The sequence below is a fragment of the Bradyrhizobium sp. WYCCWR 12699 genome (assembly GCF_032144035.1).
Classification (GTDB): domain Bacteria; phylum Pseudomonadota; class Alphaproteobacteria; order Rhizobiales; family Xanthobacteraceae; genus Bradyrhizobium.
Map to the genome: position 1 here is coordinate 1609277 of NZ_JAVTJN010000039.1, position 16610 is coordinate 1625886.

The following is a 16610-nucleotide window of genomic DNA, read 5'->3' on the forward strand; positions in this document are numbered from 1 at the left end:
GCTGATCTCTCGAAGCAGCGCACGCCTGCACCGCTCATCGCCCCTTAACCTGAAGCAATGAGCTCCGTTCCGAACGGAAAAGGGCGATGCTGCAAATGCCGCATCGCCCTTCGTCAACTTTTCCTGATCTCGCGCGCGAGGAACTTGCGCTGGCGATCAATAACCCAATGCGCAGCCGTCCTTGCGCGGATCGGAACCGCCGGTGAGCGTACCCTTGTCCCAATCGATCCAGATCGCCTGCGCGCCACCGAGCGGACCGACCACGCTGGTGGTCTTGTGGCCGAGCTTCTTCAGCCCTTCGACGATCGCGGCCGGCACGCCGTCCTCGAGCTGATACTGGCCCTCGTAGTGCAGGCCGCGCGGCATATCAATCGCCTCCTGCACGTCGCAGCCGTAATCGAGGATGTTGGTCAGCACGCGGGTCTGGCCGACCGGCTGGTACTGCCCGCCCATCACCGCGAACGGCATCACGGAGCGGCCGCCCTTGGTGAGCAGGCTCGGCATGATCGTGTGCAGCGGACGCTTGCCGCCTTCGATGCAGTTGGGATGCCCCGGCTGGATGCGGAAGCCGCCGGCACGGTTCTGGAACAGGACGCCGGTCTTGTTCGAGACGATCGCCGAGCCGAAGGAATGCGCGATCGAGTTGATGAAGGAGCAGACGTTGCGGTCCTTGTCGACGACGGTAATGTAGATCGTCGACGGGTTCATCGGCGGCGCGACGTTCGGCAGATCGAGCATGCCGTCCATGCGGATCTTGGCGATGTGCTCGTCGCAGAACTCCTTGGCGAGGATCTTGGCGACCTCGATCTGCATGTGCTCGGGATCGGCGACATGCAGTTCGCGATGCATGTAGGCGATGCGCGCGGCTTCTGCCTCGAGATGGAAGCGCTCGACGCTGAGCGGAGCGAACTTCGTCAGGTCGAACCGCGACAGGATGTTGAGCATCAGCAGCATGGTGAGGCCGGGCCCGTTCGGCGGGCACTGCCAGACGTCGTAGCCCTTGTACATGGTGCCGATCGGCGTCGTCGTCTCGGTGGTGTGCGCGGCGAAATCGTCGAGCGTGTGCAGGCCGCCGATCCCGCGCAGCGTCTCGACCATGTCTTCGGCGATCGGGCCCTTGTAGAAGGCATCGCGGCCATCCTTGGCGATCGCGCGCAGGGTCTTGCCGAGCTCAGCCTGGCGGATGACGTCACCGGCCACCGGCGGCTTGCCGCCCGGCAGCAGGTACCGCACCGTGTTGGTGCCGGCCTTCAGCTTCTCGAACTGGTTCTTCCAGTCGAACGCGATGCGGGGCGCGACGACGTAGCCTTCCTCCGCCGCCTTGATCGCGGGCTGGAGCAGCCGGTCGAAGCCGAACTTGCCGTGATCGCGCAAGACGGTGGCGAAGGCATCGACCACGCCGGGGATCGACACCGCATGCGCCGAGGTCAGCGGCACGGAGTTGATCTTGCGTTCGAGATACCAGTCGGCATTCGCCGCCTTCGGCGCGCGGCCGGAGCCGTTATAGGCGATGATCTTGCCCTCGCCGCGCGGCTGGACCAGTGCAAAGCAATCACCGCCGATGCCGGTCGATTGCGGCTCGATCACGCCGAGCACGGCCGAGCCGGCCACCGCCGCGTCCACCGCCGTGCCGCCCTCGCGCAGCACCTCGATCGCCGCGAGCGAGGCCTGCGGGTGCGAGGTCGCAACCATCGCGTTGGTGGCGTGGACCGTGGACCGGCCGGGGAAATGGAAGTTTCTCATCGAATTTCTTGCTCTCTTGGCCGTGGGCGCAGGTGCGCGCCATCTCGGAAAAACCGGGTCTACATGACACATTCCCGCCCGCAGGGGCAATGCTGGCATGCCAGTGAAATGGCTGCCATCCGCTGGGCGTATAGACCTTCGGGGCAGGCGGCTCATGCGGGTTTTCCAGGCCGCACGCGCCTGCTAAACGAGCCGCCATGTCTGATCCGAATTCGGCCACCAAGGTCGCCGCCTTCTACCAGTTTGCCGCCCTCCCGGATTACCGCGAGCTGCGCGAGCCCCTGCGTGCGTTCTGCGCCGGTCTCAAGCTGAAAGGCAGCGTGCTGCTGGCGCAGGAGGGCATCAACGGCACGCTCGCCGGTGCGCCAGACGCGATCGACACCCTCGCCCATGAGCTCGCGCACGGCGACATGTTCGGCGGCAGGCTGAACAATCTCGAATTGAAATTCTCGGCTGCCGAAGCGATGCCGTTCGGGCGGCTCAAGGTGCGGCTGAAGAAGGAGATCGTCACGCTCGGCGATGCGGCTGCCGATCCGACCCGCCAGGTCGGCACTTATGTCGATGCAAGCGAATGGAACGCGCTGATCTCGGCGCCCGACACGCTGCTGCTCGACACCCGCAACGCCTTCGAGGTGGCGATGGGAACGTTCGAAGGCGCCGTCGACCCCGGCATCGGGAGCTTTGGCCAGTTCAAGGATTTCGCCGCCGAGCGGCTCGATCCGGCCACGCATCGCAGGATCGCGATGTTCTGCACCGGCGGCATCCGCTGCGAGAAAGCGAGCGCGCATCTGCTCGCGCGCGGCTTTGCCGAGGTCTATCACCTCAAGGGCGGCATTCTCAAATATCTGGAAGAGGTGCCGGAGGCGCAGAGCCGCTGGCGCGGCGAATGCTTCGTGTTCGACGAACGCGTCGCGCTTGGCCATGGCTTGCGCGAACGGAACAAGGACGCAACGCGTGACGAATGACATCAAGACGCTGGGCGAGCGCATCGACACGCTGGAGACACGCATCGCCTATCAGGACGACACGATCGAGACGCTGAACCAGACCATCACGGCGCAGTGGAAGCAGATCGATCTGTTGACGCGGAAGATCGCGGAGCTCGGCGAGCGGCTGCAGGACGCCGAGGCCCATGCGCCGGGACCCGCCAACGAGCCTCCGCCGCATTATTGAGCCGTCCTACTGGCCGGACGCCTTTGGCAGCAGGTTCATGAGCTCGCCGGACATCATCAGGCGGTCGCGGCCGGCGTCCTTGGCGGCGTAGAGCGCCCGGTCGGCCGCTTCAACCAGCGAGGCCACTCCGGCCGTGCGCTCCAGCGCCGGCCGGCAGGTCGCGCCGCCGACCGAGACGGTGACGCATCCGGCTGCCTGATTGCTGCTATGAACGAGGCCGGCCTCATGAATGGCCTGGCGGATCCGTTCGCCGACCTGGGCGCAGCCGGCGGCATCGGTGTTCGGCAGCAGCATGGCGAATTCCTCGCCGCCATAGCGCGCGGCCAGATCGCCGGCGCGCTGCGTCTCGGCGGCGATGATCTTCGCGACCAGGCGCAGGCAGGCATCGCCCGCGGGGTGACCGTATTCGTCGTTATAGGCCTTGAAGTGATCGACATCGATCATCAGCAAAGCGAGGCTGGAGCGGTCGCGATAGGCGCGCGCCCATTCCTCCTTCAACCGATCGTCGAAGCGGCGGCGATTGGCAAGCCCGGTGAGACTGTCCTCGATCGCCAGCGTCTCGAGCCTGGTTTCCAGCTTCTTGTGCTCGGTGATGTCGCGGGAGATCGCGACCACGCCGTCGACGCGGCCATTGTCCTTGCGCGTCACCCGCATGGTCGATTCCAACCAGACTTCGCCGTTCTGCCGGTGCGAGTTGCGGTAGATGAGGCGCGCCTCCTCCCGCTCGCCACGCTTCATGGCGTCGACGATGGCCTGGACCTCCGGCAGGTCCTCCGGATTGATGCCCGCCAGCGCCGGCGTGCCGATCAATTGATTGGCGCGCCAGCCGACGACGCGCACGGACGAGGGCGAGACATAGCGCAGCCGCTCGTCGAGCCCGATGCGGGTCACCATGTCGCTGGAGCCTTCGGCGAGCAGGCGGAAATGCGCCTCCTTCTCGACCAGGGCGGCGGCCATGCGCTGGCCGCGCTGCAACTGCCGCACCAGCACGGCGCCGATGACCGCAATCAGCACCACCAGCGCCATCACGTAGACCATGCGGGAGATGGCCGCGGCGCGCCAGGGCGCGAGCAGTTCCTCCTTGTCGAGCGTCGCCAGCAGGACCAGCGGATAGCGGTTCGAGCGCTTGAAGGAGCTGACGCGCTCGGCGCCGTCCAGCGGCGATTTGAAATGATAGGCGCCGCTCGGCCGCTGCAGGCTGGCGTCGCGGAAGAGCGGAGTGTCGGCAACGCTGCGGCCGACGAACTTATCGTTGCTGGGATTGCGCGCGATCATCAGCCCGTCGCCATGCGTGAGCGACACTGAGCTGTTGCGGCCGATCTCGAACTGCTCATAAAAGTGCGAAAGATATTTTGAGCTGATGGTCGCGAGCACCACCCCGCCGAAGCTGCCGTCGGGTTTGTTGAAGCGGCGCGACAGGGTGACGACCCATTCGCCGTCCAAGAGGCTCTTTACGGGATGGCCGACATGGGGCTCCCGTTTCGGGGAGAGCTGATGATAGCGAAAGAACGCATCGTCGCTGAGCGTCGAACCTATCGTGCCCGGCGAGGTCAGCCAATTGCCTTGGTCGTCGATGATGGCGAGGCTGTGAATGCGCTCGATGGCCTTCTTGCGTGCTTCCAGCAGGGTGCGCAGTTTGGCAATCGTCGCGGGTGCGGTGCCGTCCATCTCGAGGCGGCTGACGACGCCGACGACGCCGGAATCGAGCAGATCGAGGCTGTCCTCGGCATGCTGGGTCAGCGAGCGGGCGACGTTCGCCATCTCGGTCTCGGCACCCTTGAGCACCGCATCGCGCGCCGCCCATTCGCGCCAGCCGCTGATGCCGAGAATGGCCACGCAGGTCAGCACGACGAACCCTGCCGCGCGCGGCGGCAGGCGGCTCCATCCAGTTCGTTGGGTAGCAGAGCTCATGCGACAGAGGGTCTCCGATGTTTCGGAACCTCTGCCGCTTCTGTTAGTGAACTCTGAAGTCGCCACCGGGATACCCGGCAATCTGGCCCGGTTCCAGTAGTCCTACGGAGGCCGCAATCGGCGCATTGCTAACAAGATATTAGCAAGCCGATCGGAATCCGGCGTGCCTGCCCGCCTAGCTGAAGATCGCCTTGACCTTGTCCCAGAGCGAGGGACTGTCGGCCTCCGCGTCGGCCTTTGAGGGCGTCGGCTGCGCCGCGCTCACGGGATCAGACGCTGGGAAGGTATCCTTAAGCCCGGCGTCGAGCTTGGACTGCCGGTCGGCAGCGAGCGCTTCGTGCAGATCGTCAGCGTGCTTGTCATGCGGCGCGGGATTGAATGTCTCAGCCATGATCTTCCTCCATCGGCTGGTCAACGCGGCCCTGTTGCGCTGGTTCCCCTGTTCCGCTGGGGGCCGAGCCGGTGTATCAGGGGCCATCACCCTGTTCAGGACCGTTCGTGCCCCAATCTGCAAAAATGCCCTTCATCGACGTGCTCTCCGGCCAGCGCCAGAGCATCCCGCCCATGTGGATGATGCGGCAGGCCGGCCGCTATCTGCCGGAATACCGCGAGGTGCGCGCCAAGGCCGGCGGCTTCCTCGATCTCTGCTTCAACCCGGAGCTGGCGGCCGAGGTGACGCTGCAGCCGATCCGCAGGTTCGGCTTCGACGCAGCGATCATCTTCTCGGACATTCTGGTGATCCCCTATGCGCTCGGGCGCTCGGTCCGGTTCGAGGTCGGCGAGGGCCCGCGGCTGGAGCCGCTGGATGACCCCGCTAAGGTTGCGACGCTGGCGCCGCGCGCCGATCTCGGCAAGCTCGCGCCGGTGTTCGAGGCGCTCAAGCTCGTGCGCAGCGCGCTCGACCCCAAGACCGCGCTGATCGGCTTCTGCGGCGCGCCGTGGACGGTCGCGACCTACATGGTCGCCGGCCAGGGCACGCCCGACCAGGGGCCGGCACGGATGATGGCCTACCGGCATCCGGAGGCATTTGCTGAGATCATCGACGTGCTGGTCGAGAGCTCGATCGAATATCTGCTCGCGCAACTCGCAGCCGGCGCCAATACCCTGCAGATCTTCGACACCTGGGCCGGCGTGCTGCCGCCGGCCGAATTCGCGCGTTGGTCGGTCGAGCCGACGCGGCGCATCGTCGAGGGCGTGCGGGCCAAGGTGCCGGATGCCAAGATCATCGGCTTCCCGCGTGGCGCCGGCGCACAACTGCCGGCTTACGTCGAGGCAACCGGCGTCAATGCGGTCAGCATCGACTGGACCGCGGAGCCGGCCTTCATCCGCGAACGCGTGCAGAGCAAGGTCGCGGTGCAGGGCAATCTCGATCCGCTGGTGCTGATATCAGGCGGCAGCGCGCTCGATCGCGCGGTCGACAACGTGCTGGCCAATTTTGCGCAAGGGCGCTTCATCTTCAATCTCGGCCACGGCATCCAGCCGGAGACGCCGATCGCCCATGTTGAGCAGATGATCAAGCGCGTGCGGGGCTAGCTCCGCTCCAATTCCGAGGGGGCGGACATAAAAACGCGAAAACAACCCCATGCACAGTAGACAAGTCGTTGAAAAGGCTGAGCTGCCATGAGGCGGCTTGGACGCGCTTTTGACGCGTCGGGCAAAACAGGCGCGGCGTTTCGCAGCGAGGCTCAGCGCGGCCGGCTGCGCTCGATGATCTCGGCGGCGCCCTTGGTTAGCAGATCGAGACCCACCGCACGGCCGAGCTCGCGCGGGCGATTGGCCGGGCCTTGGCTCGAAGCCTCGATGATGGTGTTGCCGGAGAGGTCGAGCACGGATGCGGTGAGCGACATCTGATCGCCTGATATGGTCGAGAAGCCCGCCACCGGCGAATTGCAGTGGCCGTTCAGCACCCACAACACCTCGCGCTCGGCATCCGCGCTGGCGTGCGCGGCGGGATCGTCGATCGATGACAGGATTTGTCGCGTCTGCCAGTCCTGCGCCGCGCATTCGACGGCGACGATGCCCTGCCCCGCCGCGGGCAACATCTCCGCGGCCGTGAATTCGTAGGTGACGCGATGAGAAAGGCCGACACGATCGAGGCCGGAACGGGCCATGATCAGCGCATCTGCCGGTCCGACCTCACCGCCGTCAGGCAGCCGCTGCTTCGTCTGATTGTCGAGCTTTCGCACGCGCGTGTCGGCGGCACCGCGGAAATGAATGATCTCCGCTTCTGGAAATAACCGTCGGGCATACGCCGCCCGCCGCACGGCGTTGGTGCCGATCTTGAATCCCTTGCCACCGAACTGGCGGAAGGCATCGAGCGAAATTCCATCGCGCAGCACCAGCGCATCACTGGGCGGATCGCGCGACAGCGTGGCGCCGATGACGAGGCCCGGCGTGTCCTCGTTGCCCGGCATGTCCTTCAGCGAATGCATCGCCGCCTGCAATTCGCCCGAGAGCACGGCGGCCCGGATCTGCGCCACGAAGGCGCCGCCCTTGCCGCCATGGGGCAGCAGCTTGCTGATCTGGTCGGTATCGCCCGTGGTGTCGAACTTGACGATCTCGACGTCGAGACCGGGCACGGCGGCGGTCAGGCGGCGCGCGATCTCTTCCGTCTGTGCCAGCGCCATCGCGCTCTTGCGGGTGCCGATCTTCAATCGCGTAGCCAAGTCCTGGTCCTTTCGAGAGGCGTTCGTTTTGAGCATGATCTTATCGGAAAACCGGTCCCCACTTTGCGCTAACGCGGCCCTCCGGGTCCGGATCATGCTCTACCGCGCATCCTCCAATATCATGTCGGAGGCCTTTTCGGCGATCATGATGATCGGCGCGTTGGTGTTTCCCGACACGAGGTCCGGCATGATCGAGCCGTCGACGACCCTGATGCCCTCGAGACCCCTCACCTTCAACCGCTGATCGACCACCGCGAGCGCGTCGTTGCCCATACGACAGGTCGAGGTCGGATGGTAGATGGTGCTGCCGCGCTCGCGGCAATAATCCAGAATTTCGGCATCCGTGGATACCTTCGTGCCGGGATCATATTCGCTGACCACGAACGGCTTAAGGGGCGGCGCATTCAGGATCTTGCGCAGGATCTTGATGCCCTCGACATTGGTGGTGCGGTCGGTCTCGGTCGACATGTAGTTGATGCGGATTTCCGGCGGCACCGCAGGATCGGCACTCCGGATGCGCAGGAAACCGCGACTCTCGGGGCGGAGCTGGCACACCGAGGCCGTGAAACCGGAGAAGTCGTGCAGTTTCTCGCCCATCTTGTCGGTCGAGAACGGCAGGAAGTGCACCTGGATGTCGGGCGAGGCGAGGCGCGGATTGGTCTTGAAGAACGCGCCCGCCGTGCCGGCCGCGATCGTCAGCCAGCCCTTCCGGAACAGCGCATAGCGCGCGCCGGCGAGTGTGCGGCGGAGCGGATGGTTGACCGTGTCGTTGAGCGTGATCTTCTGCGAGCAGCGCATCACGATGCGGACCTGCATGTGGTCCTGGAGATCGTGGCCGACGCCCGGCGCGTCCAGCACGACGTCGATGCCGTGCTTGCGCAGGAGATCGGCGGGACCGACACCGGAGAGCTGCAGCAATTGCGGCGAGTTGTAAGCGCCGCTCGACAGCACGATCTCTCTTCGCACGCGGGCGCGACGGATTTGCGCGCCTTGCCGATATTCGACGCCAACGGCGCGGCGGCCCTCGAACAGCACGCGCTGGCCGAGCGCCTCGGTCTCAATCCTGAGATTGCCGCGTGCCTTGGCCGGGCCGAGATAAGCGACCGAGGTCGAGGCGCGGCGGCCGTTGCGCGTCGTGGTCTGGAACAGGCCGACGCCTTCCTGCTTGGCACCGTTGAAGTCAGGGTTATAGGGCAGACCGGTCTCGACCGCGGCGTCGATGAAGGCTTTCGACAGCGGGTCAGTCACGACCATGTTGGAGACCGGCAGCGGACCGCCCGTGCCGTGATACTGATCGGCGCCGCGCGACTGGTTCTCCGCCTTCTTGAAGTAGGGCAGCACGTCGTCATAGCCCCAGCCGGTATTGCCGAGCTGACGCCAGCGATCGTAATCCTCGTGCTGCCCGCGGACATAGAGCAGACCGTTGATCGAGCTGGAGCCGCCCAGCGTCTTGCCGCGCGGCTGGAACACCTGGCGGCCCTTCAGCTCGGGCTCCGGCTCGGTCTGGTACATCCAGTTGACGGTCTTCTCCTTGAACAGCTTGCCGTAGCCGAGCGGCACATGGATCCAGATGTTGGAATCCTTCGGCCCGGCCTCGAGCAGCAGCACGCTGTGCTTGCCGTTCGCCGACAGCCGGTTGGCGAGCACGCAGCCGGCGGAGCCTGCGCCGACGATGATGTAGTCGAACTCAGGGTCGGACGGCGTGAGGGAGGAGTTTGCGTTCATGCGCTACGGTTCTTCTTGTTGTGTGGGCGTTTCCATTTCGTCACTAGCACGATCATGGCTTGGCGCGCAGCGCCTCGACCAGCGACTTGAACGCACGGGCATATTCCGCGCCCGCTCTTGCGATATCGGCCCGGCCGGCGCAGGCGACGGCGGCTTCGGTCACCGCGCCGAGCAGCAGCCGCGCCAGTGGCTCGACCGGCTGCCTTGCAATGAGACCGGCCTCCATCGCCGCCGCCAGCGCGCGCGGCATCTTGCCGCCAAAGTGTCTTGCGTCGATCTCGCGCCAGCGTTCCCAGCCGAGCACCGCGGGACCGTCGCGCAAAATGATCTGGCCGGTCGGTCCCTTCGCGGTGGCGGCGAAGTAATGCTGGGTACCGGCGACCATCGCGGCCAGCACGTCCTTCTCCGCGCGCGCGGCACCGTCGATCTCGACGACGAGGTCGCGCGAGACCTGGTCGAACACGGCTTCGAACACCGCCTCCTTGGTCTTGAAGTGATGATAGACCGCGCCCTTGGCGATGCGGGCTGCCTCAGCGATCTCGTCCATGGTGGTAGCGGCAAAGCCTTGCGTCCCGAACAGGCGGCGTGCCGCCGTCAGGATCGCCTCTGATGTCGCCGCCCGCCGTTCCGCTTGCTTGGCCATGGGTCTCGTCTAATCCAATCATAGGCGGGCCGCCAGTTGACTTTTCGACCATCGGTCGGTATTTACCGACCATCAGTCGGTTTTATCACAGGATGCATCATGCCGAGCCGTGACATCGTCGAAGCTTTTGCCAAGCGCCTGGAGGACGGAGATTTCGTCGGCGCGATCGAGCACTTTTATACGCCCGACGCCGCGACCTACGAGAACAACGCCGCCCCGACGGTCGGGCGGGAAAATTTGGTCGCGAAGGAGCGCGGCGTGCTGGCCGCGACCAAGGAGGTCAAGGCCGTTCGCGTCGGACCGAGCCTGATCGAGGGAGACCATGTCGCGACCCGCTGGACCTTCAGCTTCACGAATGCCGAAGGCGTCACACGAACGCTGGACGAGATCGCGTGGCAGACCTGGCGCGGCGACAAGCTGATCGAGGAGCGGTTCTATTACGATCCGAAGCAGCTGGGGCGTTGAGCAGGATCGGACCTACCGGTAGACCAGGACCACGACCATGCCGACCAGAGGCGCAAGAAACCGGACGGCCTGCCACCGAGATCCGTCGATCGACCAGCGTCCGTAGACGATGGTGCCGCAATGCTGGGAGGGCGAGCCCGGTTGATCCCGAAATGCCTTCCAGCGCGCCTCGGCAGGCGCGAGAAAATCTTCCGGCTTGACCGTCATGTCGGCGCTGTTCAGCACCACCTGCATCATCTCGCCTTTCGGCTGGAACATGGCTTCGGCCCCGGGTGGCGCGAAAAAGCTGCGCTTCGGAGCGATGTGCCGCTCATGGAAATCCCGACCGACCGTGACGGCCGCGGCATATGGACTTACGAACGGCACGCCCGAGATGCCGGGAACGACGAGATGGCCCACCCCACGCACCTCCCGCCAGGGAATGAAGAGACCCTTGAGCCACGGCCTGTGAAACCGGATGCCCGCGGCAGACATCGAGACGACTGCCCGATCCGCATAGAGGTGCCGGTAAGCTGAGAACAGGATCCATCCGAAACCCAGATAGAGCAACATCCAACCGAAGACGTTCAGCGATGGATTGACGAGGTGGCTCCAATAGAGACCGCGCATGACGCCGACATAGCTGGAGCGGCCGCTTGGTCCACCGACCAACACGCTGATGAAACCGATCAGGCCGGAAACGACGATCAGGACAAGGGCGCCGATCAACAATTCAAGAAGCAACGGCAGGCCGGATCGTCCGATCAGCGTCGTCAGTGCATAGGCTGCGAACGCCAGACCCAGGAGAGCAAGATAGACGGCGGCCAAAACCGCTCCGCTCTGGCCGCGGCTCTCGGCGTGGAGGGCAATCGCAAGGCCGGCGACGCAGGCCCACATCGCCCAGGGAAGGCGGTCCATCCGCCATTTATCCATCGTGTATTCGACCGTTGCCGAAACATCGGCGGAAGGCTCGCTCATGGACAGGCCCTCGGGATCGCAAAGGCATCCGTTGCCGACGCGGCGCACGGGAGCCTCGTCGATGCACGAAACGTATCACGCAATCGAGGAGAACGTCTCGTCCTGACCGATCGTCGCCGGCTCGACCGGGTGAACCAGGACGCCGAGACGCCTGTGACTGAACCGAAAAGCGGCGGCGTAATGGATGCCCCGCTTTCGCGGAGCATGACAGCGGAATAGGCGCCAACATTCCCCTCCCATCCCGCATTTGTATCGATTTGTTATCGATACCCTCGCTTGAACACGCAGAAGTGGTCACGCCGCCAGCCGCAAACGGGGATAATTCATAGTTCGTCAAAGTTTTGCAGCGAATTCTCCGGACCGAGCTGGACGAACGCCCCCTTGTGCTAGGCTCTGGAATGCGGACTCAACTGACCACCTATTTCGCGCGGCTGTTTGCCGGCGATCTGTCGGCGCTCGGCGGTCCCGTGACGGACGAAGCCGTGGCCGGCCATATCCGCGCCGAACAGATGGCGCTGTTGCTCGGCTATTCGGTCGGCATCATGCTCGCCAATGCCTGCAACGCCCTCGTGCTCGCCATCGCGCTGTGGCAGTCGCCCGACAGGATACCCGCCCTGGTCTGGGGAGCCGCCGTGGCCGGCGCCGCGATCGCGTTCGGTCTGCAATCCCGCGCCGCGCGCCGCATCACCAAGCCGCAATTCGTCTCCCGCCGCGCCATGCACCGCCTGGTGCGCAATGCCTTCGTCCTCGGCGCCGCCTGGGGCATCGTCCCCGTCGCCTTCTTCACCGATGCTTCGACCGGCGGCCAGCTCGTCATCACCTGCCTGTGCTCGGGCATGCTGGCCGGCGGTGCGCTCGCCTTCGCCACCATCCCGATCGCGGCCATCGCCTTCACGGCCCCGATCTTCGTCGGGATCGCCATCTGCCTCGGCAGGAACGGCGATCTCGCCTTTCTCCTGATCGCCTTCCTCGTCGTGGTCTATGGCAGCGTGCTGATCCGCGGCGTGTTCGTCAATTCGTTCTCGTTCGCACGGCGCGTCACGCAGCAGATCGAGGCGGAGCGCACGGTGCGCCTCGATCCCCTGACCCACCTGCCCAACCGCGTCGCCTTCAACGAGACGCTCGAGGCTGCGCTGAAGCGACTGGCGCTGTCCGGCGAGGAGTTTGCGGTGCTCCTGCTTGATCTCGATCGCTTCAAGGAGGTCAATGACAAGTTCGGCCATCCCGCCGGCGACGAATTCCTGGTCCAGGTCGCAAGCCGCCTGCAACGCTGCACCCGCGCCGCCGAGCATGTCGCGCGCATCGGTGGCGACGAGTTCGCGCTGGTGATGGCCAATCTGGCGCGCCCCGAAGACGCCCTCGAGATCGCCGAACGCTTCGTCGCGGCCTTCGAGGAGCCGTTCCGCATCGAGGGCCGCCAGGTCGTGGGCGCAACCAGCGTCGGCATCGTGCTGGCGCCACGCGACGGCACCACGCCGCTCGACATCATGAAGAATGCCGATGCAGCGCTCTACCGCGCCAAGAAGGCGGGCCCCGGCACAATCCGCTTCTTCGAGGAAGCCGACGACAGGGTGTCACGCGATCGCAAGGCACTGCAATCGGACCTCGAGGGCGCGATCGCGCGAAACGAGCTTTTCCTCGTCTTCCAGCCGTTCCTCGATCTCGACCAAAGCCGGATCACCGGCTTCGAGGCGCTGCTGCGCTGGCAACATCCCGAGCGCGGACTGGTGCCGCCGAGCGAATTCATCCCAATCGCGGAAGAGACGGGGCTGATCCACGAGATCGGCGAATGGGTCATCCGGCGCGCCTGCGCGACGGTTGCCAAATGGCCTGACGAGATCAGGGTCGCCGTGAACTTCTCCGCGGCGCAGTTTCACAACGCCGGCATCCTCCAGATCATCGTGCAGGCGCTCAGCGACGCCAAGATCGCCCCGCACCGGCTCGAGATCGAGATCACGGAATCGATGCTGCTGTCGAAATACGGCTCGGCCGAGCCCGTGCTGAACGCGCTGCTGCAGCTCGGCGTCACCGTGGCGCTCGACGATTTCGGGACGGGCTTCTCCTCCCTCACCTATTTGCGCAAGCTGCCGTTCAGCCGCATCAAGGTCGACCAGTCCTTCATCCGCGACATGCTGGTTCAGCCCGACTGCGCGGCCATCGTGAAGTCGGTAGTCTCACTTGCGCGCGACCTCGACATCGGCGTGGTCGCCGAGGGCGTCGAGACCGCCGACCAGCTCGAATATCTCAGGCAGATCAATTGCGACGAGGTTCAGGGCTATTTGATCAGCCGCCCGGTGTCGGCGGACGGCGTGCTGGCGCTGCTGGAGACCAAGAAGTATCGAGCGACGTTCGCGGCGTAGGTTTTCCCGCACGGCCATCCTTCGGGACGAAGCGGCCCGGATGGAGCGAAGCGCAATCCGGGACAGCGCGCGACGGAGCAAGACCGCCCCCGGATTTCGCTTCGCTCCATCCGGGCTACGATCCTTCCTACCTCAAATCGCATCCGCGCGCAGCAGCGTATCCACGGTGATGGTGCCCCGCGCACGGGAGACGCAGGCACAGATCTTCTGGTTGCTCTCTTTCTGATGGTCGCTGAAGAAGACGTCGCGATGGTCGATCTCGCCGTCGACCTCGACCACGTCGATGGCGCATAGGCCGCATTCGCCGCGCTTGCAGTCGTACATGACGTCGTGACCGCTGGCATTGAGCACGTCCAGCATCGAGCGCTCGCGCGGGATCTCCAGCTCCACATTGGAGCCCTTCAGGCGCACACGGAACGTCTCGGTCGGGAGCGCGCCGCTGGAGCCGAAGGTCTCGTAGCGCAGATCGGGCAGCGCATGCCCGGCACCGATCCAGGCATGGCGCGCGGCATCGAGCATGCGCATCGGGCCGCAGAACAACCCGAGCGCGCCTTTCGGCACCGAGGCGAACTGCGTGTCGAGATCGAGCCGCTTGCCTTCGTCGCCGGCATGAACGACCAGGCGATCGCCGAGCAGCGCGGCGAGATCGTCGAGATAGGCGGCCTCTGCCCGCGAGCGCACCGCATAGTGCAGCGTGACGTCGGCGCCGCGGCGCGCCAGCACCTGCGCGGCGCCGAGGATCGGCGTGATGCCGATGCCGCCGGCGATCAGGCAATAGCTTTCGCGCGACCAGTCCACGGCAAGGAGCGAGGCCGGCTGCGTGATGTCGAGCCGCGCGCCCGGCGCGAGCTGCCACATGTAGCGCGAACCGCCCCGGGAATCCTCGGCGCGGCGCACGGCGATCTTGAAGCCGGCCGGGGAGGCTTCGCCCACCAGCGAATAAGACCGCGTCTCCGGCAGGCCGTCGATGGTCACGCTGACGTTGATGTGGCTGCCGACCGGATAGGCGACGCCGTCATACTGATCCGGCCGGATCAGAAATTCGCGGATGCCGGGAGCGAGATCGCGCGTCGACACGAGCGTTGCCGGAGTCCAGGTTTCGATGAAGCGCATGGTGATGGCCCTCAGTCGGCTGCAGACTTGATCAGCGCGAGCGCCGGCAAGAGGTCCAGATGGGTCCGGTTGCGCAGCGCGAGACGCAGATTGCGCACCGCAAGCCGAGCGTGCTCGCGCATGATCGCCTCGGCGCGTGCGCCTTCGCGGTTCTCGATCGCGTCGATCACGACGCGATGATGGTCCTGCCCGATGATCAGGATCTGCTGCGCCTCGGGCAGCGCGGATTGCGCCATCACGAAGCCGCTCGGCGAGGCAAACGGCAGCGCCGAGGCGCGGTCGATCTGGCGGATCAGCGGCGGACTGCGCGACAGTTCCGTGAGCAGGGCGTGGAAGCGCGCGTTCAGCGTGACGTAGGACGAGAAGGCTTCGATCGAGATCGGCACCTGGCGCAGCAATTCGTCGATCGCGGCCAGGCACTCCTTCAGGGGCTCGAGCTCGCGCGCGGAGACGCCGCGCTCGGCCGCGAAGCGCGCGGCGAGGCCTTCGAGCGTGCCGCGCAGCTCGATGGAATCGGAGATGTCGCGCTCCGAAAACGCCTTCACCATGAAGCCGCCGGAGGGGATCGCTTCCAGGAGGCCCTCCTCCTCCAGCCGCACCAGCGCCATGCGCACCGGTGTGCGCGAGGCGCCGGTGGTCTCCACCGCCTGGAGTTCGGAGATGCGCTCGCCCGGACGCAAGGCGCCCGACAGGATCTGGTCGCGCAATGCGAGCTGCGCCTTCACGGTCTGCGAGACGGAACGGTCGACCTCACGCTCGGCCATGGCCGGTTACTCCGCGGCCTGGAGGCGCTGCGGCGCGGTTTCCTTCGCCACCATCTTGTCGATCAGCTTGCGCGACCACATCGCGCCGGCGTCGATGTTGAGGTTGTAGAAGATGCGGTCCGGATTCTCGTCCATGGCGCGCTGCTGCGCTTCGAGGATCAACTCGTCCTCGTGGAAGATGCCGGAGACGCCCTCGCGGATCTCGGAGGTGATGCGCTGCTCACCGAGCTGATAGTTGCGCACGAAGGCCCAGAAATAATGGCAGGTCTTCTCGGTTTCCGGCGTGATGGTGTTGAGCACGAAGCCGTTGACGCCCTGGGAGCGGTCGCCTTCCGGCGCGCCGGTGCCCGTCGGCGCCACGCCGACGTCGATCGCGATGGTGCATGGCGCTTCGAAACGGATGATCTGCCAGCGATCGACGAGACCGGGCTTGCCGAGCTGCTTGGCCCAGAACGGCGGCGGCTCGATGCCGCGCATCCAGCGCGTCACCGTCACCGTCTTCTCGCCATGGGTGACGTCGAACGGCGCTTCGGTGACCGCTTCGTTGCCGATCGAGGAGCCGTGCACGAAGGTCTCGTGGGTGAGATCCATGAGATTGTCGAGCACGAGGCGATAGTCGCATTTGACGTGGATGGTCTTGCCGTCGCCGGCCCAGGCCGGATCGTGATTCCAGTGCATGTCCGGAACGAGCGCCGGATCGGCCAGCGCGGGATCGCCCATCCAGAGCCAGATGTAGCGGTGACGCTCGACCACGGGATAGGAGCGCACGCAGGCGGACGGGTTGATGGTCTCCTGCGAGGGCATGAAGGTGCAGCGGCCCTGCGCGTTGAACTTGAGGCCGTGATAGCCGCAAACGACGGTGTCGCCTTCGAGCCGGCCCTTGGACAGCGGCACCAGGCGATGCCAGCAGGCATCCTCCAGCGCAGCCACCGAACCGTCGGCCTTGCGGTACATCACGACATGCTTGCCGCAGATCGTCCGCGGCAACAGCGCCGGCTTGACGTCGGCATCCCAGGCGGCGGCGTACCAGGCATTCATCGGGAAGGGTTTTGTCATCGGTCTCACTCCCACGGCTTATGTATGCGTTATG

Annotated in this window: 15 protein-coding genes; 5 read left to right on the plus strand and 10 right to left on the minus strand. The window is 65.5% G+C overall.

Going from position 1 to position 16610, the window contains the following annotated elements:
• Positions 1-156 precede the first annotated feature (156 nt).
• Positions 157-1743 (minus strand): gamma-glutamyltransferase, encoded by a 1587-nt coding sequence (gene ggt, locus RPS27_RS38250; protein WP_211419524.1) that lies wholly within the window; start codon positions 1741-1743, stop codon positions 157-159.
• Positions 1744-1940: 197 nt separating this feature from the next.
• Here ggt and RPS27_RS38255 point away from each other — a divergent pair, with 197 nt between their 5' ends.
• Both RPS27_RS38255 and RPS27_RS38260 read left to right on the plus strand, forming a co-directional pair.
• On the plus strand, positions 1941-2708 hold the full coding sequence (locus RPS27_RS38255) for a rhodanese-related sulfurtransferase (protein WP_212065647.1): 768 nt from the start codon (positions 1941-1943) through the stop codon (positions 2706-2708).
• Complete coding sequence (locus RPS27_RS38260) at positions 2698-2916, plus strand: SlyX family protein (RefSeq protein WP_194406523.1); 219 nt, start codon at positions 2698-2700, stop codon at positions 2914-2916. Before RPS27_RS38255 ends, RPS27_RS38260 begins: the two co-directional genes overlap by 11 nt.
• 6 nt (positions 2917-2922) lie before the next feature.
• Here the strand turns inward: RPS27_RS38260 and RPS27_RS38265 are convergent, their stop codons facing one another.
• Entirely contained in the window at positions 2923-4827 is a 1905-nt protein-coding gene (locus RPS27_RS38265) for a diguanylate cyclase (protein ID WP_211419526.1), read from the minus strand.
• Positions 4828-5002: 175 nt separating this feature from the next.
• Complete coding sequence (locus tag RPS27_RS38270) at positions 5003-5218, minus strand: hypothetical protein (protein WP_194406521.1); 216 nt, start codon at positions 5216-5218, stop codon at positions 5003-5005.
• 107 nt (positions 5219-5325) lie between these two features.
• Here RPS27_RS38270 and hemE point away from each other — a divergent pair, with 107 nt between their 5' ends.
• Positions 5326-6360 carry a uroporphyrinogen decarboxylase gene (gene hemE, locus RPS27_RS38275; RefSeq protein ID WP_212065648.1) on the plus strand — a complete coding sequence of 345 codons (1035 nt, stop codon included), beginning with the start codon at positions 5326-5328 and terminating at the stop codon, positions 6358-6360.
• Positions 6361-6512: 152 nt separating this feature from the next.
• Here the strand turns inward: hemE and hemC are convergent, their stop codons facing one another.
• The 3 genes from hemC to RPS27_RS38290 form a co-directional block, all read right to left on the minus strand.
• Entirely contained in the window at positions 6513-7493 is a 981-nt protein-coding gene (hemC, locus tag RPS27_RS38280; protein WP_212065649.1) for a hydroxymethylbilane synthase, read from the minus strand.
• Between the two features lie 99 nt (positions 7494-7592).
• A complete protein-coding gene (locus RPS27_RS38285; protein ID WP_212065650.1) occupies positions 7593-9218 on the minus strand; it encodes a GMC family oxidoreductase in 1626 nt (541 codons plus the stop codon).
• Between the two features lie 52 nt (positions 9219-9270).
• Positions 9271-9861, minus strand: a complete 591-nt coding sequence (locus tag RPS27_RS38290) for a TetR/AcrR family transcriptional regulator (RefSeq protein ID WP_212065651.1) — start codon at positions 9859-9861, stop codon at positions 9271-9273.
• Between the two features lie 99 nt (positions 9862-9960).
• On the opposite strand from RPS27_RS38290, the gene RPS27_RS38295 reads away from it, so the two are divergent.
• Positions 9961-10326: a nuclear transport factor 2 family protein gene (locus tag RPS27_RS38295; protein WP_194406516.1), complete on the plus strand. Its 366-nt coding sequence runs from the start codon at positions 9961-9963 to the stop codon at positions 10324-10326.
• Positions 10327-10338: 12 nt separating this feature from the next.
• Here RPS27_RS38295 and RPS27_RS38300 read toward each other — a convergent pair whose 3' ends face one another.
• The gene (locus tag RPS27_RS38300) at positions 10339-11283 is read right to left on the minus strand and encodes a hypothetical protein (protein WP_212065652.1); all 945 of its coding nucleotides are present in this window, start codon (positions 11281-11283) and stop codon (positions 10339-10341) included.
• Between the two features lie 398 nt (positions 11284-11681).
• Between RPS27_RS38300 and RPS27_RS38305 the strand changes: the two genes are divergently transcribed.
• Positions 11682-13643: a putative bifunctional diguanylate cyclase/phosphodiesterase gene (locus tag RPS27_RS38305; protein WP_212065653.1), complete on the plus strand. Its 1962-nt coding sequence runs from the start codon at positions 11682-11684 to the stop codon at positions 13641-13643.
• A gap of 132 nt (positions 13644-13775) precedes the next feature.
• On the opposite strand, the gene RPS27_RS38310 is transcribed toward RPS27_RS38305, so the two are convergent.
• Genes RPS27_RS38310 through RPS27_RS38320 form a run of 3 tightly spaced genes read right to left on the minus strand, consistent with a single transcriptional unit; the run spans position 13776 to position 16576 of the window.
• Positions 13776-14756, minus strand: a complete 981-nt coding sequence (locus RPS27_RS38310) for a PDR/VanB family oxidoreductase (RefSeq protein WP_212065654.1) — start codon at positions 14754-14756, stop codon at positions 13776-13778.
• 11 nt (positions 14757-14767) lie between these two features.
• Complete coding sequence (locus RPS27_RS38315; protein ID WP_211419534.1) at positions 14768-15520, minus strand: GntR family transcriptional regulator; 753 nt, start codon at positions 15518-15520, stop codon at positions 14768-14770.
• Between the two features lie 6 nt (positions 15521-15526).
• Complete coding sequence (locus RPS27_RS38320) at positions 15527-16576, minus strand: aromatic ring-hydroxylating dioxygenase subunit alpha (protein ID WP_194406511.1); 1050 nt, start codon at positions 16574-16576, stop codon at positions 15527-15529.
• Positions 16577-16610 lie beyond the last annotated feature (34 nt).

Bases quoted from the DNA above. Each gene is read 5' to 3' on its own strand.
- RPS27_RS38255 (WP_212065647.1), top strand. From the start codon at position 1,941: ATGTCTGATCCGAATTCGGCCACCAAGGTCGCCGCCTTCTACCAGTTT.
- RPS27_RS38315 (WP_211419534.1), bottom strand. From the start codon at position 15,520: ATGGCCGAGCGTGAGGTCGACCGTTCCGTCTCGCAGACCGTGAAGGCG.
- RPS27_RS38285 (WP_212065650.1), bottom strand. From the start codon at position 9,218: ATGAACGCAAACTCCTCCCTCACGCCGTCCGACCCTGAGTTCGACTAC.
- RPS27_RS38305 (WP_212065653.1), top strand. From the start codon at position 11,682: ATGCGGACTCAACTGACCACCTATTTCGCGCGGCTGTTTGCCGGCGAT.
- RPS27_RS38265 (WP_211419526.1), bottom strand. From the start codon at position 4,827: ATGAGCTCTGCTACCCAACGAACTGGATGGAGCCGCCTGCCGCCGCGC.
- RPS27_RS38295 (WP_194406516.1), top strand. From the start codon at position 9,961: ATGCCGAGCCGTGACATCGTCGAAGCTTTTGCCAAGCGCCTGGAGGAC.
- RPS27_RS38270 (WP_194406521.1), bottom strand. From the start codon at position 5,218: ATGGCTGAGACATTCAATCCCGCGCCGCATGACAAGCACGCTGACGAT.
- RPS27_RS38310 (WP_212065654.1), bottom strand. From the start codon at position 14,756: ATGCGCTTCATCGAAACCTGGACTCCGGCAACGCTCGTGTCGACGCGC.
- RPS27_RS38320 (WP_194406511.1), bottom strand. From the start codon at position 16,576: ATGACAAAACCCTTCCCGATGAATGCCTGGTACGCCGCCGCCTGGGAT.
- RPS27_RS38290 (WP_212065651.1), bottom strand. From the start codon at position 9,861: ATGGCCAAGCAAGCGGAACGGCGGGCGGCGACATCAGAGGCGATCCTG.
- ggt (WP_211419524.1), bottom strand. From the start codon at position 1,743: ATGAGAAACTTCCATTTCCCCGGCCGGTCCACGGTCCACGCCACCAAC.
- RPS27_RS38300 (WP_212065652.1), bottom strand. From the start codon at position 11,283: ATGAGCGAGCCTTCCGCCGATGTTTCGGCAACGGTCGAATACACGATG.